The following is a 24,623-nucleotide window of genomic DNA, read 5'->3' on the forward strand; positions in this document are numbered from 1 at the left end:
ACTGTTCCTCAGTTCTGGACGGCGGTGATGACAGCGGCCTGCAGCGCGGCGATGCCGCCGCCGCCATGCTTGAGATGAACGCGCAGGACGCGCTGGCCACGACTGGCGAGAACATCGTTATCGCCACGCGCCTGTGCGATCTGCACGGTTCCGAAGCTGGCCTTGTGGCCGGGGACAGCCAGATCGGGTTCGGGATCGCGCGTGATCGTCAGGAATGCGCCTGTTGCGGGACCGCCCTTGTAAGCTTGCCCGGTGGAGTGAAGGAACCGGGGTCCGAAGCCCGCGACCGTCGCGACTGCCTTGGCGTCGCGAACCGCCTCGCGCATCGCGGCAATGGCCTTGGAGTCGGCTTCGTTGCGTTCGATATACGCCAGAAAGCCGGCATAGTTGCCCGGGGCCAGGCTGGCGAAGTGAAGCCGTAACAGCTCGATCGGATCGGTCGGCGCGAATTCGTCGTCCGCTGCCAGGAACACGGCGAAGTCGGTGTTCTCCGCTGCCGCCTTTTCGGGTTCGAGCGCCCCGGAAGCTTCGTAGGCGTCGACCAATTTGCGAGTGGCGATCTTGGCATCCTCGACATCGGGCTGGTCGAATGGATCGATGCCGATCACCGCGCCGGCAATCGCGGTGGCGACCTCCCAACGATAGAATTCCTGGCCGATAAGCTCGGGCTTCGTGAGACGGATGGTCACCAGCGGCTGTCCCGCATCGGTCAGCGCCTTCAATCCGTCATGAAGCGCGGCGTCCTCGTCACCCTCCAGATGGAAATGCACGAACAGCCGGTCGTCGCCATAGCTTTCCGGCTTGCCCAGCGGCTCGAGGTCAACCGGAACGATACCCTTACCCTGCTTGCCGGTCGACTCCGCCAGCAATTGCTCCAACCAAGCTCCGAACGGCACCAGGCTCTTGGAGGGAAGGATCGTCAACTTGTCACGGCCGGACACGGCCGCCTCGCCGATGATCACACCAAGCTTGATGCCGGGGTTGTGCGCCGGGGGCGCGTCGGCACCGCAGGAGAAAACCATCGGCGCGATCGATTCGTAGAAGGCGTGGACGTCAATACCCATCGCCGCTGCGGGCACCATTCCGAATGCCGATAGCACCGAATACCGCCCACCGATTTCCGGATCGCCCGGAAACACGCGCGCGAAGCCGTCATCCTTCGCAGTTTTCTCCAGCTTCGATCCGGGATCGGTAACGGCGACGAAGTGGTCGCCCTTGCCGCCAGATTTGTCCCAGAAGAACGCGCGCAGCAATTCAGGCTCGAGTGTCGAACCGGACTTGGACGAGACGATGAACAGCGTGTTCGAAGGATCGATCGCCGCGAGTACGGTGCCGATCTGGCCCGGATCCGTAGTGTCGAGCACGTGCAGCCTGGGCCCGCCTTCGGTCGAACCGAGGATCAGCGCGATAACCTCCGGCCCGAGGCTGGAGCCCCCCATGCCCAGTAGCACCGCGTCCTTGAAGCGACGCGCATCGGTGGCAAGCGATTTCAACGCGTCAGGATCGACCTGCTCGCCGCGCGCCGCAGCAACCCAGCCGAGCCATTTGCCCTCGTCCTTGCCGGTCCACAGCGAAGCATCGCCCTTTGCCAGGCGACGTGACCAAGCATCGGCGCGTGCCGTCTCGAGCCGCGCATCGACCGCATCCTGTAACGGCTTGGGGAGGATCGCCTCCATGCTATTGAGACGGTCGCCCAAGAACGTCGCACGCTTTTCGGCGACGGCGCCCAACAAGGCATCCGCCGCATCGGCGAACAGCGTGACACCCGCCGCCACCAGATCGGTGGTGACACCAGGCAGATCGAGACCAAGACGTTTGGTCTCGTCGATGACATGGCGTGCGGCGTCAACGTCCGTGGTGAGAACGTCCGCGACCGCCCCATGATCGCGAAACGCGTCCATCGTCTTGGGTGGCATCGTGTTGACCGTGTCGGGTCCGATCAAGGTATCGATGTAGAGCGTGTCGGGATACGCCGGATCCTTGACGCCGGTAGAAGCCCACAGCAGCCGCTGCGGCATCGCGCCCTTGGTCGCAAGCGCCTGCCAACGGTCCGACGCGATCATGTCCTGATACCACACGTACGCCAATTTGGCGTTGGCGATGGCCACCTTGCCACGCAAGGCCTTGAGCGTATCGCTTTCGGCGTCACCTGCTTCGACGCGCTTGTCGACCTGCTTGTCAATCACGGCATCGATCCGGCTGACGAAGAAGCTGGCGACGCTGGCGATCCGGTCGATCGCCTCGCCCTTCTTCACGCGCGCTTCAAGCCCGGCGATATAAGCCTCGGCGACTTGCTGATACGCCTCCACCGAGAACAGCAGCGTGACGTTGATGTTCAGGCCATCCTCGATCAGCGTGCGGATCGCCTTGGTACCGGCCTTGGTCCCCGGCACCTTCACCATCAGGTTCGGCTCCGAGACGGCCTTCCATAGCCGGAGGGCTTCCTCGACCGTTTCTTCGGTACCGTTGGCAAGATAGGGTGAAACCTCGAGACTGACGTAGCCGTCCTTGCCATCGAGCCGGTCGTAAACGGGGCGAAGATCGGCGGCCGCCGCCTTGATGTCCGCGATTGCCTGGCTTTCGTAAGTGTCGGCGACGCTGGCATCGGCCTTGCCAAGAAAGGCGTCGAACCCTTCGTCATAGGCCTCGCCATGCCCCATCGCCTTTTCGAAGATGGACGGGTTGGACGTAACGCCGGTCACGCCATCCTCTTCGATAAGTTTGCGCAAGCCCCCGTCGGCGAGGAACTTGCGGTCGACAAAATCAAGCCAGGGGGCCTGGCCGAGATCGGAGAGCTGCTTGAGGCGACTGGTCATGCGTTCTTCTCGATAAGCTTGCGCGCGACGGCGCAGATGTTGTCGATGGTGAAGCCGTACTTTTCCTGCAGCTTCGCGAGCGGAGCCGAGGCCCCGAACGTGCTCATGGTGATGGTGCCGCCATCATGGCCGACATAGCGATCCCAGCCCATCGATCCGGCCTGCTCGACGGCAAGGCGCGCTCTTACGGCATTGGGGAACACCTTTTCGCGATACGCATCGTCCTGCTTCTCGAACAGGTACCAGCTTGGCAGCGAGACGACCCGGGATCTGACACCTTCGCCGGAAAGCTTCTCGTGCGCGGCGACGACCATCGGCAGTTCGCTGCCGGTCCCGATCAGGATGATCTCCGGGTCTCCTTCGCAATCGCCCAGAACATAGCCGCCCTTCTCCAGGCCGTCGGCCGAGGCATACTTCTCCCGATCGAGCGTGGGGATCGCCTGGCGCGACAGGATGAGTGCCGTCGGTTCGTTCGCATGCTGCAGCGCGACCTTCCAAGCGGCCGCGACTTCGTTGGCGTCGCCGGGGCGGATCGTGTCCAGGCCGGGGATCGCGCGCAGAGTTGCCAGATGTTCGATCGGCTGATGGGTTGGCCCATCTTCTCCGACGCCGATACTGTCGTGGGTGAACACGAAGACGACCGGCAGTTCCATGATTGCGGCAAGCCTGATCGGCGCGCGCATGTAATCAGCGAAGACCAGGAACGTACCGGTGTATGACCGCAGATAGGATAAGGCCATACCGTTCGCGATCGAGCCCATCGCGTGTTCACGCACGCCGAAGTGGAAGTTGCGGCCCGCGTAATCATTCGGCTCGAACGATCCCGCACCCTGGAATGTCAGGTTGGTCTTGGTCGAGGGCGCCAGATCGGCCGCGCCGCCCATCAGCATGGGCACATGAGGCGCGATCGCGTTGAGCACCTTGCCGCCGCTCTCGCGTGAGGCCACACCCTTCGGATCGGCCGGGAACGTCGGAATCTCGGCATCCCAGCCATCCGCCAGCTTGCCTTTGCGCAGCAAATCCAGTTCCGCAGCTTCGGTCGGGAACGTCTCGCGATACTTCTCGAACGATGCTTCCCATGCCTCGCGCGCGGGTTGGCCGCGGCCGGCAACGGCTTTCGTGAAGTGTTCCTTGACGCCATCGGGAACCAGGAACTGCGCGTCCTCCGGCCACCCGTATGCCTTCTTAGTGGCGCGGACGTTTTCCTCGCCCAGCGCCTCGCCATGCGCCTTTTCGCTACCTGCGCGCGGGCTGCCCCACCCAATCACGGAGTGGACGACGATGAAGGTGGGGCGATCGTCGGTCGCCTTGAACGTCTCGATCGCCGCGCCGAATGCGGCGGTTTCGTTGGCGTCGTCGACGTGGATGACGTTCCAGCCATACGCCTCGAACCGCTTGCCGACGTCCTCGGTAAAGGCGATGCTGGTACCGCCCTCGATGGTGATGTGGTTGCTGTCATAGATCCAGCACAGGTTCGACAGAGCGAGATGCCCGGCGACCGATGCCGCCTCCGCCGAAACGCCCTCCATCATGTCGCCATCGCCACACAGCACGTAGATGTCGTGATCGAAAAGTTCGAAACCCTCGCGATTGAAGCGCGATGCCAGAGCCCGCTCCGCGATCGCCATGCCGACCGAGTTGCCGCAACCCTGACCCAGCGGACCGGTGGTGGTCTCGACCCCGGTTGTCATGCGATATTCGGGATGACCCGGGGTTTTGGATCCGAGCTGGCGAAACTGCTCGATGTCCGAGAGGCTGACCGCCGGCTTTCCGGTCTTGTTGCCGTCCGCGTCGATCTCCTCGACGCTGGCAAGGTGCAGGACGGAGTACAGCAGCATCGAGGCATGGCCTACCGACAGCACAAATCGATCACGGTTCGGCCAGTCCGGGGTTGCCGGATCGTAGCGGATGAAGTCCTTCCACAAGGTGTAGGCAACTGGTGCGAGCGCCATCGGCGTACCGGGGTGGCCGGAGTTCGCCTTCTGCACCGCATCCATCGACAAGGTGCGGATGGTATCGATGGCGAGACGGTCCGGAGAGCCATCCTCGTGAATGGCATCGGTGGATGTGGGCATGTCGGCCATGAGGATCCTTGCGGTTTCGGGGGTCAAACGATGGATGACAAGGAAGGATGCCGCACTGCGGTGCCACGATCCTACTTTTTGTCGAGCCTGTCGCACCGTTCGACGCTGTTCGCTTCGCCGACGTATATCGTGTCGACCTCGCTCAGGAACAACCCGTGCCCCAACGCGCCGGGAATGCGCGACAATCGATCGGCAAGATCGGCCGCATCGTCGATCGCCGTGAAACCACAGTCGATGACGAGATTGCCCTGATCGGTTCGGTATGGCTCACCTGCGGCGATCCTGATCGCAGCCGACGCGCCCAGTTCCGCCACCCGGCGCAGGACCAGTGCCGCAGCCATCGGCAGCACTTCGACGGGCACCGGGCTGCGACCAAGCCGGGCCACCCGCTTGGAAGCATCCGCGATCGCGATCATGCGCCGCGCCGCGTCTGCCACGATCTTCTCGCGCAGCATCGCACCGCCCCCACCCTTTATGGCCCGCAGTTGCGGATCGATCTCGTCCACGCCGTCGATGGCCAGGTCGATGATGGCGATCGGCTCCATGTTTACGACGATGATCCCGGCCGCCCGCGCCATCTGCTCGGTTCGCGCCGATGTCGCCACCGCACGAATGGACAGGTTCTGCTCACGCACCCGGCGCGCGATCTCGGCGATAGCGTATGCGGCGGTAGACCCGGTGCCCAGGCCCACGAGCATTCCCGAAGCGACCTCGTCGACCGCAGCGATCGCGGCAGCGCGTTTCTGTTGCTCGGCAGGTGTCATGGTGCTCATCGTCATTGAACTTCCGGGCTCGCACTTCGGTTGACCTGGGCACGAAATCATCCGGCATATCGTTCGTATTTTTGCATCCGATCCGCCGGGCCGCGCCCGTTATCGCGTGAAATCATCGGTCCGAGCCCCCAGAAGCGCTGTAGCCATTGCGATCGGCCAGGGGGAAGAAGGCGCAAAGCAGATCCTGCTCGGTCTTCGTCAGATGCGGGTTCCAGACATCGAAGATCAGGATCGCGCGAAGCTCTTGCGATCGGTTCCAGGCTTCGTGTTCGATGGTATCGTCGAACGCCCAAGCCTCGCCGACGCGCCACTCACGCGTCTCGCCGCCCACGCGAAAAGCGCAGCCTTCCGGCACCACCAGGGGAAGATGGATGATCGTGCGCATATTGCTCACCCCCGTATGCGCCGGAAGGTGCGTACCTGGCTGCAGCAACGAGAAGAACACCGTCGGTGCCCGCCCCGGGATGCGGGCCAGCGGCAGCGCCTCCACCAGACTCGCCGTCACCGGGCAGCGGGCGCAAGCGGCATCGTTGCGCACGCCATCGCGCCACAGGTGGAGAGCGCTCCAGTCCATCCGATTGTCGAGCGGTGTCCATTTGTTGACCGGCAACCCGGGCTCCATCGCCACATAGGGCGCAAAGCCGGTGTCGACGCCGCCAAGGAGCGACGTCAGTTCATCGCGGATGGTCTCGGTCGCTTGCTCCAGCCGATCCAGCCACGCGAAATGACGCCGATCGAAGAACTCGTCGGCGGGAAGGAACGGCACATGCAAGCCGGCGCAAACGTTCGCGTAAATCTGGCGCCGGCCGACCAGATGATCGATACAGGCATCGAACCGCCGCAATTCTTCGGGCTGTCGCGCCTCGCGCAGATCTGCAAGACCGGCGTCGATCGCCTCGGCGAACTGCGATCGCTGACGAGCCACGAAGTCACGCGCATGCTCGAGCATGGCGTCCAACGCCGGCGTGCGCTCATCGATCATCGGCGCCATCGCCAGGACACCGCTCCAGCGCTCGGCCGCAAGCGCATGGGAGCCGGATCGCTCCAGAAGTTCCGCCATCCGCACCAAGGCCATGAAGTGGCGTTGATCGAGCGCGAGCGCGCCTTCCAATGCGGCCTGCTCGCCAGCCAGGTCCGCCACTCGGCGGTGGGCTGTCGCCAGATTCAACCACAGATCGACGGCCTTGGGATCGACCGCAATCGCGCGCGCGAACAAGTCGGCCGCGACGCCGAAGTCGGCGCTGGCCAGAGCTTGGACACCCAGGGCATTCAATGCGATCGGATGCTCTCCGTGACGATCGAGCAGATCGTGATAAAGCCGCACCGCCTGGTCGCGCCGCCCTGCCCGCTGCATGTCGGCTGCGGCACGCAAGATGGCATCGATCTCTGGTCGGTTCATCGCCAAGGCTATAGCCCGGTCTGTGCGACTGGACAAACCCGCGTGGTCCTGCGAACCAAGGGCGATGCCCGGCGGTTTCAACTCGACCCTCTCCTCGGATCGCCCCTTGCTCGCCGATGCCGAATGGCTCGCGCACCGCTACGATCCTGGGCACGATGCCGTGCATTTCCTGGCCGTACCGCGCCAAGCGCATCGCAGCGCGACCTTTCTGACCGACGAGTTCCTTCCTGCAGGCGCCAAACCGTTGGTCGTCCGGCGCGGCGATGCCGTCGCCCATGCTTCCGAGCCAGCGCCGCTGCACTTCGTGTTCCATTCGGCCTACTGCTGCTCGACGTTGGTGGCGCGTGCTTTCGACAGGCCAGGATGGGCCATGGGCCTGAAGGAGCCGGTGATCTTCAACGATCTTATCGGCTGGCGGCGGCGTGGCGGCAAAGGCCCCGATATGGCGAGCGTGCTTGACGATGTCCTGACGTTGATGGCGCGCCCCTTCGCCACCGGCGAAGCTGTGGTGGTGAAACCATCGAACATCGCCAACGGCATGGCGCCAGCCATGCTGACGCTTCGCCCCGAATCCCATGCCTTGTTGCTCTATGCGCCGCTACGAACCTACCTTGCGTCCATCGCCAAGAAGGGTCTCGACGGCCGCTTGTGGGCGCGAACGCTGCTGCTCGGCCTGATGGACGACAAGCTGATCGATCTGGGCTTCACCCCACGCGATCATCTGGGGCAAAGCGATCTTCAGGTCGCGGCGGTGGGATGGCTCGTTCAACAAGCGCTTTTCGCGCGGATGGTGACGCAGTTCGGCCCCGGTCGTGTAAGAACCCTGAGCAGCGCTGCGCTCATGACCGATCCGGCGATCGCCATGGCGCGATTGGCCACGCACTTCGCGCTCCCCCTCTCCCCGGCGAGTCTGGCCGAAGTGGTCTCCGGCCCGGCCTTCACCCGACATTCGAAATTCGATACGGCATTCGCCGCACCCGAACGCGAGGCCGAACATCGGCTGGCACAACAGACCCATGCCGACGAGATCGACAAGGTGGTGCGCTGGACCGAGGTGGTCGCCAACACCTTTGGTATCGCACTCAATCCCCCCGCACCGCTGGTCACGGAGGTTTCCGCTTGACGGGCGATGATGTCGCCGCGCTGCAGGCCGGCATCGCCGCACTGCGACGGGGCGACGCTCCGGCCGCGAGCGCCGCATTACAGCCGATCGAAGCCGCGGGCCGCGCCACTAACCAGATGCGCCTGTTGCTGGCGCAAGCGTGCGCCATGCTGGGAGACCTTCACGCTGCACACCTTGCCCTGGACGGCGTCTTGGCGACCGAGCCGACCAACCTCTACGCGCTGATCATGCGCGGCGACTTGCTTACCAAGGCCAACGATCTGCGCGCAGCGGTCAGTTGGTACCAGGCGGCGCTGACCCAGGCGCCGCGTGCCGGCCGCCTGAGCGGGGATCTGATCACGATGCTGAGGCGCGCAGAAGCCGCGGTCGCTGGCAGCGGGAGGGTATTCGAGGCACACCTCGACGAGCACATGAACGCTCGCGGCGTCGTTCCCCGAGCGGCTGGTCCATGCTTCACCGAGGCACTGGAAATTCTGGCCGGACGAGCGCAAGTGCAGCTGCAGCAACCCACGAGCTTCTATTATCCGGGCTTAGCGCAAAGGTCCTTTTTCCAACGCGCAGAATTTGATTGGGTGGCGGACCTGGAGGCAGCAACGCCTGGTATCCGGCAAGAACTGCTGGCTCTGCTCGAAAACGAAAACATGGTCGACCCGTATGTGATGGCCGAGCCGAACCGCCCGGCAAAGCGCCACGCGTTGCTCGGCGATCCGCGATGGAGCGCCTTTCATCTGTACCGCAACGGCGAGCCGGTGCCGCAGAACGTCGCACGCTTCCCCGCCACGATGGCCGCTCTTGCCGCGCTGCCGATCCCTCATATCGCTGGTCGCTCGCCGATGGTGCTGTTCTCGGCGCTTAGGGGTAGGACGCATATCCCGCCGCACCATGGCATGATCAACACCCGCCTGATCTGTCACCTGCCGCTGATCGTACCCGCGGGATGCCGGTTGCGGGTCGGCAATCACACGCATGCAGTCGAGCAAGGCCGAGTGTTGATCTTCGACGACACCATCGAACACGAAGCCTGGAACGACTCCACAGAAATGCGGGTCGTGTTGCTGTTCGAAATCTGGCGCGCCGATCTGGACGAAGCCGAACGTGCCGCCCTTACCGCGCTTTACGAAGGCATCGCGGCTTATGGCGGCGCGGCGGAGGATCAGGCCGGCGCCTGAGCTTCCAATCTGGTCAGCGCCGGATCAGCATGTACCGGCGCCCACCTGGTTGGCGCAGGAGTTGATGCCGTTGTTCGTCCGCAAGGCGTCGCGTTCGCGCTCCCAGTCCCGCTTCGACTTGCAGACCCGGCGGCTGCTGACCAGCGATCCAGTTTCCTTGAAACGCTTGCAAATCACCTTTTCGGCGTCGTCAGCGGACTTTTCGTGCTCGTCGGGCTTTTGCGCCGGAGCGGCGCCGGCGGCCGTGGCGGTAAGCATCAGCGTGGCAATGGCCAAAGATCGCAACATGGTCGTATTCCTTGCAAACCATCGCTATATTAAGACATGTCGCGTGAACCGTAAAGTTTAGGGGAGCATCTCCGCCTCGTGCGCAAGACAATCTCGGGCCAGTCCTCGACAGGATCACGAACCAAGGCTCTGATCGCGATCGAGCAAGCCCTGCACACCGGCGATATCGCACACGCGGCCGAGTTGGCGGAAGCAGCACTGAAGCGCGGAAATCCCCATCCGATGCTCCTCAACCTAGCCGCCTGGCGCCGTGAGGAAGCGGGCGACTATGCCGGTGCCCACGATTTGCTGAGCAAGGCGCTCACGCTCGCCCCCGGCGACGTCATGGTGCTTGGTGCGATCGGCGCGGTTATGCGCAAGGAAGGTCGGCTCGACGAAGCGCTGGTCGTGCTCGACAGGGTCGTGACAGTCGCGCCCACGCATGCCGCTGCGTGGCTGGAACGTGGATACACGCTGGAAGCCCTTCGTGACGCCCCCGGCGCGGCGGTCAGCTATGGCCAGGCCTTGGCCATCGATCCACAGCTTGCGCCCGCGCTTGGCCGGCTCGCGGACGCAGCGGCAAAGCGCGGTCAGACTGCCGAAGCGCTTGCACTGGCGACACGTGCCTTGTCACACCAGCCCCACGACGTGGCGGCAACTTGCGCTTTGGCGACAGTCGAGATCGAGGCGCGCGAAGGCGCCGAGGCTGAGCGCCGGCTGACCGATCTTCTCGCGACGGGTATCAGAGGTGATGATCGCACCCGCGCCCTGACCTTGCTGGGAGACGCACTCGATCGACAAGACCGCCCCCAAGCCGCTTTTGCCTGCTATGACGAGGCACAAGCCAACTTTCGATCGGTTTACACTTCGGCGCTCGGTCCTGGAACAGGTCGCCCCTCTCACCGGCAGTATATCGAGAAGATCACCGCCCAAGTGGCCGCCGCACCAGCGCGATCGGCGTTGCCCACGGTCGATCCGGTCGACGGCGAAGCCGCGACGCACGTTTTCCTCATCGGCTATCCGCGGTCCGGCACGACTCTGGTCGAGAACGTGCTGGCCAGCGCACCCAATGTCGTCGCCCTCGAAGAACGCGACACTCTGGCCGATGTGGACGACGTGCTGGTCATGGACGATGGCACGATGCCCGATCTCGACGCGCTGGCGCCTGCGCACGTTACGGCACTGCGGACCGCCTATTGGCAGCGGGTCCGCAACTATGCCGATGATGTCGCGGGCAAGATATTCGTCGACATGAACCCGCTAGGCGGGACCAAGCTGCCGATCATCGCCCGCTTGTTTCCCTCGGCAAAGATCCTGATCATGCGGCGTGACCCGCGCGACGTGGTGTTGAGCTGCTATCGCATCAATTTCACGCCGAGCCCCGCCGCATGGGCATTCAGCGAGTTGACGGAGGCGGCGGGGCACTACGCCGCGCTCATGCAACTGACCGAAATTTGTCGCGATCGACTGCCGCTGGCCTTCCATACCGTTCGCTACGATCGGCTGGTGACAGACTTCGACAGCACGGTGCGCGGCATGGCGGCGTTCATCGGCATCGAATGGACGGACGCATTCCGCGACTTCGATCGAACCGCACAGGCTCGTGGCGTCCAGACGGCGAGCGTCACACAAGTGCGGCGTGGCCTGTACGACGGACGCGGGCAATGGCGCCGCTACGCCACGCAGCTCTCGCCGGCGTTGCCGATCCTGGCTCCCTGGGTGGCACGCTTCGGCTTTGAACCCTGATCGACGCAGACACAAAAAGGGGCGGGCCATCGGCCCACCCCCTTACTTGTATCCAGTAAAAGCCAGCTTCAGAACTTGAAGCGAGCGCCCACGGCGAAGCGACGGCCCAGCGCATCGTACGTCGATGGGTAGGTGTTGCCGCTGTTGAACGAGGTCGAACCCACGGTGCCACCCACGATGGGAGGCTGCTTGTTGAAGATGTTCATGGCAGTCATCGTCAAGTCGAAGTTGTCGCTCACGCCAACCCGCGCCGAAAGGTCGAAGTAGTCGTAAGCCTTGATGCGCCCGAAGTTGACGTCCTTGCCGGCAAGCGATCCCGACTCGAGCGTCCCCTCGTAGGTGGTGACGCCGTCCTCGACCTTCATCTTGCTGATATGACGCCACAGAAGCGAGAAGTCGACTGCGCCAAACGTTAGCGTTGTGCGCTGGTTCCATGTGAATTCAGGCTGTAGCGAGCCAGCAGAGGAGCTCGGACCCGCCGAACCCGGCGAACCGCAGTTCTGACCATACAGTCCAACGCAGCTGCGGATATCCGACACCTGGGTAGCCTGGAACTTGGACTTGTGGGTCCAGTTTCCAAGGAAGCTGAGGTTCAGCTTCGCCACGCCGAGGTCGCGACGGTAGTTCACGCCCAAATCGATACCGTCGGTCTTGATCCGTCCTCGGTTGCTAGACTCGATGAACAAGCCCGGCGTCGTCGCAGCGTCGCCATCAAGAGCGCCCGTGTCCGGATTGCGGCGGATCTGCGTGCAGAACGGGTCCGTCGCGCTGGCGGCGGTGATGCCGGCTCCCGCTGCGTTTCCGAAGCAGAAGTTGTAGGCGTCGCCTGCGGTTGGCTGCGAAATCGCATCGGTAATCTTGATGTTGTAGTAGTCGACGGTGATGGACAGGCCCGGCACGACGGTGGGCTGGAAAACCACACCAAGCGTGAACGAGTCAGACTTCTCGGGCTTGAGAGCCAAGTTGCCGCCGGCGGTGAAGTTGGCCTGAGCCGCGGTAGGCCGCTGGATGTTGCCGATCTGCGATGCCTGGGCACCTTGCGCAAGACACACTGCACGCAAGTTCGCATTGGTGGTCGGTGCGTCGCCCGCGCACGCGTCATACGACAAGTTGGTAAGCGCAGTCGTAAGCGGCGTGAACAGTTCGGTGATGTTCGGCGCGCGAACTGCGCGCTGGTATGTGCCGCGCAACTTCAGGCCATCCGTCGGCTCCCAGGTGCCTGCGCCCTTGTAAGTCCAGGTATCGTAGCCGGGCGATCCAGCTGCATTGATCTTATAGGACGAATAGCGAAGGCCCGCTTCGACCGACAAGCTCTTGAAGAAAGGGCGATCGGCGATGAGGGGAGCGATTATCTCGCCATAGGCTTCCCACACCTGGTAGCCGCCGGTGAAGTTCGGAGTGGCGCCACCTGCACCGCCAAGTTCACCAGGGGTCTGTGACAGTATGTCGGAATCCTGGGAAGCGCGATACTTGCGGAACTCGCCGCCGAGTGCGAAGCCGACTGCGTCCGCAGCCAAGGGCGAGGTGACGCCCAGGTCGCCCGTGAGCAAGGCGCGTGCCTGTGCCAGCGACGCCCGATTGGTCGACGTGCTGTTAGCCGTCAGATAGCTGACCTGCTCCGGAGTGATCGAACCATCCGGGCCGAACAGGTTGATCGGAACGCAGCCGCTACCAGCATTGATAGCCGCGCCCTGTGGAGCGCCACCGAGGCAGGTGGTGGTGTTCGTCGCGAACGCAGCCGACCGGGCGCGCGACGCCAGCACGTAGTTCCGGATCGTCTGCTGGTTCTCGGACTCGCCGTAGCCACCCGACAGATCAAGGCTGATCGATTCCGTGATGCCAACCTTGATACCGGCGCGGTAGTCGAAGATCTGCGTCGTGTAGTCAGACTGGCGAGGGCCCACTTCGGTCGTGCGGCGATTCGTCGCGACGTTGAAGTAACGGAAGTTGGGATCGGTGATGCTTGTCGCCAGGGCGGCGGCGTCGCACTGGGCCGTGGTCAGCTGTCCTTGCTGCACGCCCGCCGCGTTGAATGTCGGGTTGTTGTTGCAGAACGTCGTCCGCGCGGCTGCCGGCAGGTAGGGGTTCGAGAACGGGATCGATAGAACGGTACCGAAGACACCCGACGGCGCGATGATCGTGCTGACGGTGTTTTTTGAGAACAGACCGCGCGTGTAGATCTCGATGTTGTCGGCAATTTCATAATGGCCGGCGCCGTACATGTTGAAGCGCTCGAACGGCGTTTGGAAGACGTTGTACGGGTTGAAGTTGAACGGGGTGACCGCCCCCAAGGCACCTGTAGCAGGATTGATTTGCCGGTTACCCGAGACGAAGGCCGGATTGGGAACGCCCGGTGTCGTTTCGGTTGGGGGAACCAGGAAGGCACCGGCGAGGCCGCCCGCCGTGAAACGGCTTGGCACTGTGGTACCCGAACCGCCGACACCACCGGACGTCGAGGTGTAGCTGTTGCGTGAGAACTTACGGTCCGACTGATAGACAGGATCGGCATTCTGGTAGCCGACCGAGAATACGACATTGCCCTTGCCGTCGTCGAAGTTGCTGCCGACGGTCAGGTCGATGCGGTTGTACTCGCCATCGCCGTTCTCGGTGATCTGCTCCGACGCATTCAGCTCGACGCCCGAAAAGTCGCTGCGAGTGATGAAGTTGATGACGCCCGAAACTGCGTCTGCGCCATACGTCGTCGCAGCGCCGCCGGTGAGCGTTTCGACGCGCTCGACCAGCGCCAGCGGAATGTTGTTGAGGTCGACGCGGCCGGTTGCGCTGGCCGGAACGATGCGGTTTCCATCGAGCAGGATGACGTTGCGGAAGTTGCCGAGGCCACGAAGGTCGGCAAAGGAAGCGCCGCCATTGCCGTTGTTGACGGCCGAGCCAATGCTGGCCACTGCGCCGGGAAGGTCACGCAACACCTGCTCGGCGTTGTTGACCTGGCGCAGGTTCAATTCTTCCTGCCCGATGACGCTGACGGGGTTGGAAGAAACGAGGTTTGGGTTGCGGATCAGACTGCCCGTAACGACGATGTCGCCAGTGCTGTTCTCTGCTGCTGGCGGTGCGGAATCCTGGCTCGACGTGCCGGCGGCAGGTGCTGCCGCATCGGAGCTTTGAACGCCGTTCTTGGGCTGGCTCTCGGGATCGGCGGTTTGTGCGAAGGCCGGCGTGGCGGCAAGTGCCGCGCCCACCAGCAGCGTTGTGTTGAGCAAGCGCGTGCGGAATCGAATGTGCATGAACATGTCCCCTGTTTGGGTCCGATGCCGGCGAGTGGGTCCGCGTGCGAACTTTCTCAGCCATTATCGTTACCCCATGGACCAGAGGCTACCTCGGTTTCATCGGACCGCAATCGGCATTGCTGAAACGTGGAATTAAATTACGCGGCCTGTAGCAAAGACGTCACAGTCGTCTGATCTTGCTTCACAACTTCGTTCGCGCGGCGTAGCCAACACGTGTCGCGACGAGGGGACACTTTGATGCACGCACGCACGATCACCGCCGGCATAGTGCTACTTTTTTGCACCAGGGAAGCCCATGCGGCATCGGGAGCGAGCACACGCGTCATGGACTCTTTCGCAAAATGTCGGGCGATAGCGGCCGCGGCGGATCGTGCCGATTGCTTCGACGCCGCTGCGCATGGACTGGAGGCGGCCGTCCAATCAAAAGAGATCACGATCGTCGATCGCCAGGAGGTTCGCACCGCTCGCAGGTCTTTGTTCGGATTTACACTGCCGCGGATCGGCCTCTTCGACGGCGGGGATCGGGATGACCGCAGCGACGATCCGCGGACTGCATCGCGCGACGAGGTCAAGGAAATCCAGACGACGATAAGCTCTGCCAGGGCCGCGGCGAACGGTCGCATCGAATTTCGGATCGCCGATGGCGACGCCTTGTGGACGACGACCGATCCCGTGGCGTTTCCCCCCAAGCCGGGGCAAAAGGTTCGGATCCGCAAGGGGGCGCTTGGCAACTACTTCATCGCGATCGACGGACAGCGGTCCGTACGGGGAATGCGCCTGCGCTGAAGCGACCGTCAATCGTCGAGCGAAGCCCGTGCAAGACCTGCCAATGCCGCTTCCACGTCGACCGACCGTCGATCGAGCCAGCTTCTCGCCAGTGCGATCTCGTCCGCCAAGTCCGGCAACAGCGCCTCGCGCCGTGCCATTCGCGCGGCGTTGTCGAACGAGAGCGAAGGGTTCTTCGAGTAGGACCCGAATAGCGGGCCGGCGGTTATCGCGTCTATTGCCGGCTTGTCGAACGGTACGGCGAAGTGCTTTGCCGTGGCAGCCAACACGCGTCCGGGTTCGGCGAAGAAAGTTTCTGCATTGAGCGTACGGCCTGCATCGAGGTTTGGAAGCGCCGCTGCGTAAGCCTGGATCTGAGCCGACCACAGGGCAGCCGCGCGCTCCGCGTCGGCGAGCCCGGTGAGGTCACCCAGATGCCCGGCCAGCTGCTGGGTCACCCGCCCAAGCCAGGCGCGATGATCGGGACTGCGCAGGATCGCCAAAAGATAATCCTGCAGCCCGAGATAAAGAAAGATGGTCGGCGCTGCGGGATCGATCGCCATCAACCGGGGCAGGATGAAGTTGACCGGCACATTCGCCTTGACGATGGTCGGCAAGTACCGCTGGTACCGTTTTTGCAACATCGTCGTCACCAGTGCGAGCCGATCGGCATTCGGCGTGATCGCCACTTGGCGCAAGGCGAGCGGCTCGCGCAGGACAAGATTGGTTTGCAAGGTATCGAGCGCGCGCGCCAGCAAGGTCGACCCGCAGTGCGCCACGTGGAAGATCCAGCCAGTCGACGCATTCGGACGTGCATGCCCCTGCAGCATCGCCACTGGTACCCGCATCGAGCCCTCGCTTTCCGGCAAGATACGTCCATCCAGGAAGATCGAACGGTGATAGGCCGCGCGGCTCATCGGCACGAACAGCGCATCCTCGCCCTCAAACGAATGCAGGTAGAGGTCCGGCGAGTTAAGCAGATCGTCAAGCGTAAGGGCCATCGTTGGAAGTTATGGCACAATCGCCGATCAGCGGCTACCTGCTGCGACCATGCCGAACGTCAGCCTGCCTGCACCGTCTCGACCGTACGTCCTGATAGAAGCGGACGATACGCGTGACATCCTCGCCCTTGATCACGAAAATATCATCTCGCTTTACAAGACGCATGGGGCTTTGCTGCTGCGTGGTTTCGCCGTCGACGTCGATCGGTTCGGCCAGTTCGCCCGCCAGTTCTGCGCGACCTCCGTGATCAACGAAAGCCCGGGACGACGCCCCCTCGATGCCGTCCGCAACGTGCACACGGTCGATGGCGGGACCGGCGCCTTTTCATTCCATCCCGAGCTTTCGCGTGAGCCGTGGAAGCCGGACGCGGCATTCTTTGCGTGCATGTCGGCGCCCCGCGATGGCGGGGCCACGACAATCTGCGATGGCGTAGAACTGGTGAGCGCCCTGCCCAATGTCGTAAGACGCGGGCTGGAAGGGCGCCGCCTACTGTATATCAAGCCGACATGGCCGGGGCTTCTCGATTTCTGGCTGAGCACGCCGACACCCAGCGACGCACAACTGCTGTCGCCGCCAGAGAATTGCCCCTACTTCTTTCGTAAGCTGGATGGCGAAATAGTCCGCATCTTCACGCGGCCGGCCTTGCATCGGCCGATGTTCTGCGACCAGCCGGCGTTCGGCAATTTCCTCCTTTTTGCCCGATTCAACAATCGCCGCCCGGATTTTCCGCTGCTGGACGACGGCAGGCCGGTGCCCGAGGCGTGGTTGCAAGCCATCCGCGCTACCGCCGAGAGGGTAGGTGTGGCGGTGTCGTGGCGATCGGGCGACGTACTGATGCTCGACAACACGCGGTTCATGCATGGACGCACTGCGATCACGGAGCCTGGAGAGCGCATGATCGCCACGTTTTTCGGATACGTCGGGTTCGCCAATCGCGATCCCGAAGAGCCACCGCGACCGGCATGGCGGCAGCACGATTTCACCCCGCCGCTGCCCCCTGATTGGCCTCGCTGATCGGAAGAATTCTGCAAGCTATCGTCGTGCGCGGCAGGCGTCAGATCACTTGCCAACAATCTCAGGCTTCGTACTGTCATCCGCAGGCGTGGCGCGAATACCGCCGGTAAGGAGAGCTTCATTGCGGCGATTGGCAGTTGCGGCATCCCTGATGATCGGTGTGTCGGCCTGGCCGGGCATGGCGGGCGCCAGTGGGGATTATGGCTGTACGCCGACCTGGTCGCTGGCGGTCTCGTCCTACGACTGTGTCGGCACCGCCGTAATCGGTCCGCGTAACGATACGCGTGTGAACCTGGCGCTGTTGGCGCGAAAGCCGATCAAGCCTGAAGCTCAAGGCCGCTTGATCTATCCCGAATGGGACTGGGACAATGGCGATTTCGGTCATGTCTTCATGACCTGGGATACACTGCAAGCCGCCTTCTGGCCGCAGGAAACGCCCCAGGCTCAAGATATCGCTGCCCAGGAACAGTCATATGTCGGCACCCGTTGCCAGACGCTAGGTACGGGGGATGCCGCGTTTCGCGATGCGTTGACGCAAGCAAAGGGGCTTGCGCCGGATGAGCGCGCGGCGCTTTCGGGTGCCCGCGACCTGATAAAGCCAGCGTGCGATGGCGACAAGAGCGGCGTCGCCTGGCCAAACATCCAGGGCAAGGCTGGACTAGCCTGGCTAAGCTATCTGCAAGGCGCACAAGCCTTCTACGCCGAAGATTTCGCGACGGCGCGTGCGCACTTCGCGCTGCTTGTATCGGTCCGGGACCCGTGGCTGGCGGAAACCGCAAGGTACATGATCGCGCGAAACGAACTGGCCGCGGCGCAAGCCAATGCGTTCGACGAATGGGGTGGCTATGCCGGGGGCGACAAGGTGGACCGCGCAGCGGCCGAGCGTGGTCGCACCGCGCTGCTCGACTATCTGTCCGCTTATCGCACCGGTCGCTACGCCGCGTCGGCGGCAGGTCTCACCCGGCGGGCGGCGTGGCTGTTGAGTGACGGTGGATCGCTGACACGGACTTACGCCACCTTGATGGCCGACCCCGCGCAGTCGCCCCAACTGATCGACGAGGTGGAGACAAAGGTCTTTTTCGGCCTCGGCGTAAACGAAAACGTCGATGCGCCGCTGCTCCTGGCCACTTGGGACTTACTGCGCATGCGGCAAGGGGCGGCGGACCAGTACCTGGTCAACAAACCTCCGGCAGCGCTGACTGCCGCAAATCTTGCCGCGCAGGCACCGACCTTTGCCAAACAGCCCGATCTTTATGCCTTCGTCCAGGCGAGCTTCGCCTACCACATCACCAAGGATTATCGCCGGGCGATCGCCCTGATACCCGAAGCGACCAATGCGCGGAGTTATAGTCCACTCGAGTTCAGCCGCCAGATGCTGCGTGCGCTGGCTCTCGAAAAGCTTGGCGATGCAAGCGCCGAGGCGGCCTTTCGCCGGATCGCGAACGGTGCTCGCGACCTCTATCAGCAGCCTGCCGCGCAGCTGGCGCTGGCGATGAACTGGGAACGAAGGGGACACCTCGCGGCGATCTTCGCTCCCGCCAGTCCGATCACCGAGCCGGAGATCCGCACCATCCTGCTTGCGCAAGTCGCAGGCCCAGACCTGCTGCGCCAGCAGGCCGGGTCTGGCCAAACCGCACCGAGGGAGCGCGAGATCGCCACCTTCACTTTGCTGAGCAAGAATCTGTCGCAAGGTCGTTATGGAGACTTTCTAAAGGATCTTGCGCTGGTTGGCACCGGCGCTTCCATCAAGGGAACCGTAAGCGGCGGCTGGTACAGCGGCTGGATGGATCCGGACCCCGATTTCGCCCCGCCATCGGGCTTGTTCAAAGCTGGCAGATGGCAAGAGGAGTTCCCCTGCCCGGCGCTTGCAACCACGGTCGCGACGCTGGCTGCGCGACCTGCCGAGGCGCGTGCCCGGTTATGCCTCGGCGAATTCTGGCGCCTCAACGGATTCGACGGCTATCTCACCGCAGCGGACAAGCCAGGAGCCGCTGAACTTGGTGGCACACCAACGCAATTTCAGGGCAGGATTATGCCACGATCGGCCTTGTACGCGACGATCCTGGCCGGTGGCGCGACTGCACCCGACGAGGCCGCGTATGCGCTTTATCGTTCGGTCCGCTGCTACGCGCCCAGCGGAAACAACGATTGCGGCGGGGCGGACGTGCCCAAGGCCCAGCGTGGCGCATGGTCCAAGCGGCTGAAGCGCGAGTATCCTGACAGTCGATGGGCCCGCGAACTGACCGTCTACTGGTAAACCGCCGCGCCTTCTTGTTGGCGGGTTCAGCCTTGTTTCTCGCCTGCTGCCGCAAGCGAATGCCTGCGCCGGTCGATCCGCGAGGCTATCGCGCCTTTTTCCTGTGGCCACACGTCGCGGCACCGGCCTGGCTCAGGCAGGCACAGACGGTCTATGTGCTGGCCGGCGAAATCGGCCGTGGACGCGAAAGCCGCTTCGAGCCGCTTCGCGCCACCCCGAAGGTCCCCGGCCCGTCCCTCTGGCTGGTAGTGCGCGTCGAACGGCTGAACTGGCAGGACGCGATCTACGACGCCATCCTGGCTACGCTCGCGCGGTGGGAGGCCGCCGGCAACCGAATCGAGGGACTGCAGATAGATTTCGACGCGGCCACGCGCGGTCTCGATCGCTACGCCACGTTCCTGACGCAGGTAAGATCACGGTTACCCAGAGGATGGAAGCTCTCGATCACCGGGCTAATGGACTGGAGCGCGGGCGGAGATCCCAAACCGTTGCGCAGGCTTGCCGCGATCATCGACGACATCGTTATCCAAACCTACCAGGGCCGCCACACGATTGCCGGATATGAACGCTATCTCGTCAGCCTGGGCGCGCTTAGCATGCCGTATCGTATCGGCCTGGTGGAAGGCGGGGACTGGCTTGCACCACCGGCACTCGACACCGACCCGAACTTTCGCGGCTACGTCGTCTTCCTGCTCGGACCATCAGATGCGTGATCGCGATTAGGAGATCACCTGCAAGCCTGTATGGTCCGAACCTGTCGGGCTGGAACCCGGCTGGGGAGAGCAGTGGCGAGATGATCCTTTGGGGCTTGGTTTGCGGAGCGTTGCTGGGCTGGGCGACGGATGGTTTCGGCTCGGCCACGATCAGCGCGTTCCTCGGTGCGCTGCTCGGCTTCTGGCTGCGCGCGATCATCCGCAAGGATATGGCTGAGCGTATCGATGCCTTGCGCGAGGAGCTTTCTCGGGCGGCGGGTCAACCGGTGGCGAGACCCTCGGCTGCGCCGGCCCCCGCAACGGTGGCGCCATCGGCGCTGGCACCGGCGCCGGCGCCGGCGCCGGCGATACCAGAGCCAGCCGCTCCAGCAGTCGAGAAGCGCCAAGTCCCGACCTTGCCGCCGAAACCTGCACCACCGCGCAAGCCGAACCTGATCGAGCGCGTGTTCGCAGCGGCGGTAGGCTGGCTGCTGGGCGGCAACACGATCGTACGGGTCGGCTTGGTCATCCTCTTCGTCGGACTGTCTTTTCTGGCACACTACGCCGCCGATGCCGGGCTGTTTCCGATCGAACTGCGGCTGGTGATGGTCGCCGGTGTGGGCATCACATTGCTGTGGGTCGGCTTTGTCCGGCGCCGCGAGAAACCGGAGTTCGCGCTGACGTTGCAAGGTGGTGGCGTCGCCGTCCTGTACCTCACGGTATTCGCCGCCTCCCGCCTGTTCGCCGTCGTCGCGCCCGAGGCCGCCTTTCCGATCATGATCGTGGTCTGCGCACTGGGGTGCGCGCTCGCCTTGCTGCAGAACGCGCAGACGCTTGCCGCCACCTCGTTCGTCGGAGGGTTCGCGGTACCCGTTCTGCTCGCAGGTGAAGGCGGTCCCCTGGGACTGTTCGGGTACTACACCGTGCTCAACCTCGCTGTCCTGGGCATCGCGTGGCGGCGATCGTGGCGGATCGTCAACTTGATCGGCTTCTTCGCCACTTTCGGCATCGCGGTCTTGTGGGGCGTGCTCGTGTACGATCCGGCGCAGTACGCGGTGTGCCAGTTCTTCCTCATCCTGTTCGTGCTGATCTATGTCGGCGCCGGTGTCCTGAACGCCCGGAACACGCCCGCCCGGCTCGGCAACGTCGTGGACAGCAGCCTGCTGTTCGGACCGGCGTTGGTCGGCTTTGGCCTGCAAGTTGGCCTGGTACGCGACATGCCGCTGGGCAGCGCCTTTTCCGCTCTGGGCTTCGGCGCTCTGTACCTGGCGCTGGCCGTGTTCGTGACAAGGCGCGGACGCGGTGACAATCGCGTTCTTGCCGATGGGCTGATCGCGGTCGCAGTCGGGTTCGTCACATTGGCAGTGCCGCTGGCGCTCGGCGTGCGCTGGGCGGCGACGGTCTGGGCGCTTGAGGGCGCGGGCGCGTTCTGGGTCGGGATGCGACAGGCTCGCTGGTTGCCCCGTGCATTCGGGCTGCTTCTGGTCCTGGCCGGTGGGCTGGTCACCCTCGGGGGGATCGGTGACCTGGTTTCGCCGCTGCCTCTGCTGAACCCCGCCACGCTGGGCGCGGTGCTGATCGCGCTTCCAGCCTTCGTGGTAGCCTGGTGGCTGCGTCGCCCGCTGGATCACAGCGGCTCGGCCTGGGCGCGCGGCTATGCCGCCATCGAGTTGGGCCTGGCCACGCCCGCATTCCTCTTCGGTTTTGCCTTCTGGTGCCTCGCTTGCGTGCTCGAACTGCATCGTCTGCTGCCCCCGGCAATAGCAGGTCAAATTCCCCTGCCCGCGATCGACCCGAACATGACCACGCTGCTGACGATGCTGGCGTTCATCGCGAGCGCGGGCATCGCGGCGGTTATCGGCCGCAAGGCATCCTGGCCTGTCGCAACCTGGCCGAGCCGCGTCACCCTGCTTGCGCTCGTGTTGGCGCTGATCGTGCAATGGGGCGCTGGATCGTTCGTACTGGAGACGCCACAGTGGCTCGCTTGGCTGCTCGGCGTGCTGCTGCACTATCGCCTGCTATGGGCGAACGACCAGAGCGCTGAACCTCGGGCGATGCCGCTCCAGCGCGCCAGCCACATCGGCGGAGTCTGGCTGCTTGTCGCGCTGTTGCTGGACTGCCTGTGGTTCGGATGCGACATCGCCGACCTGTGGCGGACGTCCTGGGCCTCGGTCGTGCTGTTGGTGGGAATGACCGCCGCTCTGACGGTGCTTACGGTATGGGCCGGCAAGGCGGCGCGTCGAACTCGCTGGCCCTTGGACCAGTATGCGGTCGATTATGCCTATCGAGCCGCAATCCCTATCGCCGCGCTCACCTTTGTCGGCTCCTTCATCACCGCGCTGTTCGCGGCGGGACGCACGCAGCCATTGCCTTACCTGCCGTTGCTCAATCCCGTCGATCTGTCCGTAGCGTTCGCGCTGGCCGCGCTCTTGCTGTGGCGACGCATGGTTGCGGAACTGCAGCCGAGCCCCGCAGGCGTGGCATGGCTGGCCGACCGGCGTTCGCTGATCGCTGTGGCAGCGCTTGCGTTCGTAGCGATCAACACCGTGTGGCTGCGTCTCGCCTATCACATCCTCGACGTCGCGTGGGATCCGGAGGCACTGCTTGGCAGCTTTGTCGTGCAGACTGGCCTGTCGATCCTGTGGACGCTACTCGCGCTGGCGTTGACGCTGATCGCGCACCGACGAGGCCTACGTGCGATGTGGCTGACGGGAGGCGGCCTGTTGGCGGCGGTCGTGGTCAAGCTGCTACTGGTCGACCTGTCCAATGCGGACGGCGGCGCGCGCATCGTCACCTTCATCGTCGTGGGCGTGCTGATGCTGGTCGTCGGCTACTTCGCTCCATTGCCACCGAGGAAAGCCATTCCACCCGCCACGATACCGCCGCCGGCGTCCGACCAGCTGGAGCCAGTCTCATGATCGTCCGACTGTTCGCGCTGGCCCTGGCCTGGATCGGCGGCGTCCCTGCGCTGGCAGCGGAGGGCGACACGCCGGCATCCTATGCTGTCCGTCTGCCGGTCACCCCTGCCGCCGGGTCGGCCCTGCAACAGCTCGATTTGCCGGCTCGCGCACTGATCGCAGCCCAAAGCGCCGACATGGCGGATATTCGGATGTTCGACGCCGATGGCCAGCCGGTTCCCATTGCCCTCTACACTGTGCCGGCAGCGGTCCAGCACCGCGTCGTGCCACTGCGTGTCATGCCGATCCTGGGAGCCGCAGACGCGCTGGCGGTAACCGGTGTGTCGCTGCGGATCGACGAGCGGCAGCGCGCCAGCGTCGTCCGCGTCGATGGAACGCCGCAGGCGGCCGGCCACCCCCAATTGCTGGGCGTCCTGCTAGACGCACGGGATATTCACGGTCCGGCCTCGGCGCTGTCGCTGGACGTCGACATTCCGGCGGGTCAGCCTGTCACCTTCACGATCGAGCGCAGTACCGATCTGAACGATTGGCAGCCGCTGACGGAAAAGGTGTTGTATCGCACCTCCGACCGGACGGGCGCCATGTCCATCCCGTTCTCAGAGCAATCGCTGCAAGACCAGTACCTGCGCATCACGTGGACGGCTTCATCCCGACTACTGTCACCGGTTGCCATCAATTCGGCGCGCGTGGTCACGCAAAGCAATCGTAGCAGTTCCGTGCCGCCACGAGCGCACTTGGCGATACCGACTTTGAACGACCCGCGCCTGATCGAGTTCACCATACCATTTGGCGCGCGCGTTTCCGCTTTGCAGATCAGGGCCAAGGGCGAGGACACGATCGTTCCCATCCGGATACTGGGCCGCAACCGGCAAGAAGACGCGTGGACTCCGATCGCCTCGGGATCGGTATCGCGCATCACCCGAGATCGCCGCACGTTCACAAACCCCGAGTTCGATATGGGAGAAAGCCGATTTCGAACCATCCGCATCGAAGCGGATGCACGCACGCCTGGCTTCACCGCGCCACCGGCAATTGCAGCCCTGCTGGCGCCGGTCCGGATCATCTTTCTCGCCAGTGGCCCGGCGCCGTTCACGTTGGCCGTGGGGAAGGCCGATGCGCAATCGGTATTCCTGCCAGCGGCGGATTTGATGCAGGCCAGCGGCTCAAGGGTAGCCACACCACCGATGGCGCAAACCGCTGGCCAAGCCGATTCCGTCGTCGTCACCATCGACAGGCGGGACGAGGGCACGCCGTGGCGGCGCCTCGCTTTATGGGGCGTGCTGCTCGCCGGCACTGCGCTGCTGGCGGCGATGGTGTGGCAGCTTGCACGGCGACGTCAGCCCGCGGCCTGAT

General features: G+C 63.9%; 16 protein-coding genes. 9 read left to right on the top strand and 7 right to left on the bottom strand.

Translation table 11 applies throughout. The features are described 5' to 3' along the window. Positions 1 to 8: 8 nt before the first annotated feature. From ACXJ1Z_RS00485 to ACXJ1Z_RS00500, 4 genes are all read right to left on the bottom strand, one after another. On the bottom strand, positions 9 to 2,816 hold the full coding sequence (locus ACXJ1Z_RS00485) for a bifunctional transaldolase/phosoglucose isomerase (RefSeq protein ID WP_463778741.1): 2,808 nt from the start codon (positions 2,814 to 2,816) through the stop codon (positions 9 to 11). Next, positions 2,813 to 4,900 (bottom strand): transketolase, encoded by a 2,088-nt coding sequence (tkt, locus tag ACXJ1Z_RS00490; protein ID WP_463778742.1) that lies wholly within the window; start codon positions 4,898 to 4,900, stop codon positions 2,813 to 2,815. The genes ACXJ1Z_RS00485 and tkt overlap by 4 nt, the downstream gene beginning before the upstream one ends. Positions 4,901 to 4,971: 71 nt before the next feature. Beyond that, a complete protein-coding gene (rpiA, locus tag ACXJ1Z_RS00495; protein WP_463781130.1) occupies positions 4,972 to 5,664 on the bottom strand; it encodes a ribose-5-phosphate isomerase RpiA in 693 nt (230 codons plus the stop codon). Positions 5,665 to 5,785: 121 nt separating this feature from the next. Continuing rightward, positions 5,786 to 7,072: an aspartyl/asparaginyl beta-hydroxylase domain-containing protein gene (locus ACXJ1Z_RS00500; protein WP_463778744.1), complete on the bottom strand. Its 1,287-nt coding sequence runs from the start codon at positions 7,070 to 7,072 to the stop codon at positions 5,786 to 5,788. Between the two features lie 64 nt (positions 7,073 to 7,136). Here ACXJ1Z_RS00500 and ACXJ1Z_RS00505 point away from each other — a divergent pair, with 64 nt between their 5' ends. Together ACXJ1Z_RS00505 and ACXJ1Z_RS00510 are read left to right on the top strand one after the other, a co-directional pair. Continuing rightward, on the top strand, positions 7,137 to 8,195 hold the full coding sequence (locus ACXJ1Z_RS00505) for a hypothetical protein (RefSeq protein WP_463778745.1): 1,059 nt from the start codon (positions 7,137 to 7,139) through the stop codon (positions 8,193 to 8,195). Continuing rightward, a complete protein-coding gene (locus ACXJ1Z_RS00510) occupies positions 8,192 to 9,364 on the top strand; it encodes an aspartyl/asparaginyl beta-hydroxylase domain-containing protein (protein ID WP_463778746.1) in 1,173 nt (390 codons plus the stop codon). Before ACXJ1Z_RS00505 ends, ACXJ1Z_RS00510 begins: the two co-directional genes overlap by 4 nt. Positions 9,365 to 9,388: 24 nt before the next feature. Here ACXJ1Z_RS00510 and ACXJ1Z_RS00515 read toward each other — a convergent pair whose 3' ends face one another. Beyond that, positions 9,389 to 9,652 carry a hypothetical protein gene (locus ACXJ1Z_RS00515; RefSeq protein WP_463778748.1) on the bottom strand — a complete coding sequence of 88 codons (264 nt, stop codon included), beginning with the start codon at positions 9,650 to 9,652 and terminating at the stop codon, positions 9,389 to 9,391. 78 nt (positions 9,653 to 9,730) lie between these two features. On the opposite strand from ACXJ1Z_RS00515, the gene ACXJ1Z_RS00520 reads away from it, so the two are divergent. Continuing rightward, positions 9,731 to 11,377, top strand: a complete 1,647-nt coding sequence (locus ACXJ1Z_RS00520; protein ID WP_463778750.1) for a tetratricopeptide repeat-containing sulfotransferase family protein — start codon at positions 9,731 to 9,733, stop codon at positions 11,375 to 11,377. 68 nt (positions 11,378 to 11,445) lie between these two features. Here ACXJ1Z_RS00520 and ACXJ1Z_RS00525 read toward each other — a convergent pair whose 3' ends face one another. After that, the gene (locus ACXJ1Z_RS00525) at positions 11,446 to 14,625 is read right to left on the bottom strand and encodes a TonB-dependent receptor domain-containing protein (RefSeq protein ID WP_463778752.1); all 3,180 of its coding nucleotides are present in this window, start codon (positions 14,623 to 14,625) and stop codon (positions 11,446 to 11,448) included. Between the two features lie 321 nt (positions 14,626 to 14,946). Here ACXJ1Z_RS00525 and ACXJ1Z_RS00530 point away from each other — a divergent pair, with 321 nt between their 5' ends. Further along, the gene (locus ACXJ1Z_RS00530) at positions 14,947 to 15,408 is read left to right on the top strand and encodes a hypothetical protein (RefSeq protein ID WP_463778753.1); all 462 of its coding nucleotides are present in this window, start codon (positions 14,947 to 14,949) and stop codon (positions 15,406 to 15,408) included. An 8-nt stretch (positions 15,409 to 15,416) separates the two neighbouring features. Here the strand turns inward: ACXJ1Z_RS00530 and ACXJ1Z_RS00535 are convergent, their stop codons facing one another. Continuing rightward, entirely contained in the window at positions 15,417 to 16,388 is a 972-nt protein-coding gene (locus ACXJ1Z_RS00535) for a hypothetical protein (RefSeq protein WP_463778754.1), read from the bottom strand. Positions 16,389 to 16,437: 49 nt separating this feature from the next. Here ACXJ1Z_RS00535 and ACXJ1Z_RS00540 point away from each other — a divergent pair, with 49 nt between their 5' ends. The 5 genes from ACXJ1Z_RS00540 to ACXJ1Z_RS00560 all read left to right on the top strand — a co-directional run bounded on the left by ACXJ1Z_RS00540 (position 16,438) and on the right by ACXJ1Z_RS00560 (position 24,622). Then, a complete protein-coding gene (locus ACXJ1Z_RS00540) occupies positions 16,438 to 17,403 on the top strand; it encodes a TauD/TfdA family dioxygenase (protein WP_463778756.1) in 966 nt (321 codons plus the stop codon). A 121-nt stretch (positions 17,404 to 17,524) separates the two neighbouring features. Continuing rightward, positions 17,525 to 19,660, top strand: a complete 2,136-nt coding sequence (locus ACXJ1Z_RS00545) for a PA5441 family protein (RefSeq protein ID WP_463778757.1) — start codon at positions 17,525 to 17,527, stop codon at positions 19,658 to 19,660. Between the two features lie 59 nt (positions 19,661 to 19,719). Then, complete coding sequence (locus ACXJ1Z_RS00550; protein WP_463778759.1) at positions 19,720 to 20,373, top strand: DUF3142 domain-containing protein; 654 nt, start codon at positions 19,720 to 19,722, stop codon at positions 20,371 to 20,373. Between the two features lie 80 nt (positions 20,374 to 20,453). Beyond that, positions 20,454 to 23,270, top strand: a complete 2,817-nt coding sequence (locus tag ACXJ1Z_RS00555) for a DUF2339 domain-containing protein (RefSeq protein ID WP_463778761.1) — start codon at positions 20,454 to 20,456, stop codon at positions 23,268 to 23,270. Further along, positions 23,267 to 24,622 carry a DUF3999 family protein gene (locus ACXJ1Z_RS00560; RefSeq protein WP_463778762.1) on the top strand — a complete coding sequence of 452 codons (1,356 nt, stop codon included), beginning with the start codon at positions 23,267 to 23,269 and terminating at the stop codon, positions 24,620 to 24,622. The genes ACXJ1Z_RS00555 and ACXJ1Z_RS00560 overlap by 4 nt, the downstream gene beginning before the upstream one ends. Position 24,623 lies beyond the last annotated feature (1 nt).

The organism is Novosphingobium sp. TK46 (genome assembly GCF_055361525.1).

Bases quoted from the DNA above. Each gene is read 5' to 3' on its own strand.
- ACXJ1Z_RS00485 (WP_463778741.1), bottom strand. From the start codon at position 2,816: ATGACCAGTCGCCTCAAGCAGCTCTCCGATCTCGGCCAGGCCCCCTGG.
- tkt (WP_463778742.1), bottom strand. From the start codon at position 4,900: ATGGCCGACATGCCCACATCCACCGATGCCATTCACGAGGATGGCTCT.
- rpiA (WP_463781130.1), bottom strand. From the start codon at position 5,664: ATGACACCTGCCGAGCAACAGAAACGCGCTGCCGCGATCGCTGCGGTC.
- ACXJ1Z_RS00500 (WP_463778744.1), bottom strand. From the start codon at position 7,072: ATGAACCGACCAGAGATCGATGCCATCTTGCGTGCCGCAGCCGACATG.
- ACXJ1Z_RS00505 (WP_463778745.1), top strand. From the start codon at position 7,137: ATGCCCGGCGGTTTCAACTCGACCCTCTCCTCGGATCGCCCCTTGCTC.
- ACXJ1Z_RS00515 (WP_463778748.1), bottom strand. From the start codon at position 9,652: ATGTTGCGATCTTTGGCCATTGCCACGCTGATGCTTACCGCCACGGCC.
- ACXJ1Z_RS00525 (WP_463778752.1), bottom strand. From the start codon at position 14,625: ATGTTCATGCACATTCGATTCCGCACGCGCTTGCTCAACACAACGCTG.
- ACXJ1Z_RS00530 (WP_463778753.1), top strand. From the start codon at position 14,947: ATGGACTCTTTCGCAAAATGTCGGGCGATAGCGGCCGCGGCGGATCGT.
- ACXJ1Z_RS00535 (WP_463778754.1), bottom strand. From the start codon at position 16,388: ATGGCCCTTACGCTTGACGATCTGCTTAACTCGCCGGACCTCTACCTG.
- ACXJ1Z_RS00540 (WP_463778756.1), top strand. From the start codon at position 16,438: ATGCCGAACGTCAGCCTGCCTGCACCGTCTCGACCGTACGTCCTGATA.
- ACXJ1Z_RS00550 (WP_463778759.1), top strand. From the start codon at position 19,720: ATGCCTGCGCCGGTCGATCCGCGAGGCTATCGCGCCTTTTTCCTGTGG.
- ACXJ1Z_RS00555 (WP_463778761.1), top strand. From the start codon at position 20,454: ATGATCCTTTGGGGCTTGGTTTGCGGAGCGTTGCTGGGCTGGGCGACG.
- ACXJ1Z_RS00560 (WP_463778762.1), top strand. From the start codon at position 23,267: ATGATCGTCCGACTGTTCGCGCTGGCCCTGGCCTGGATCGGCGGCGTC.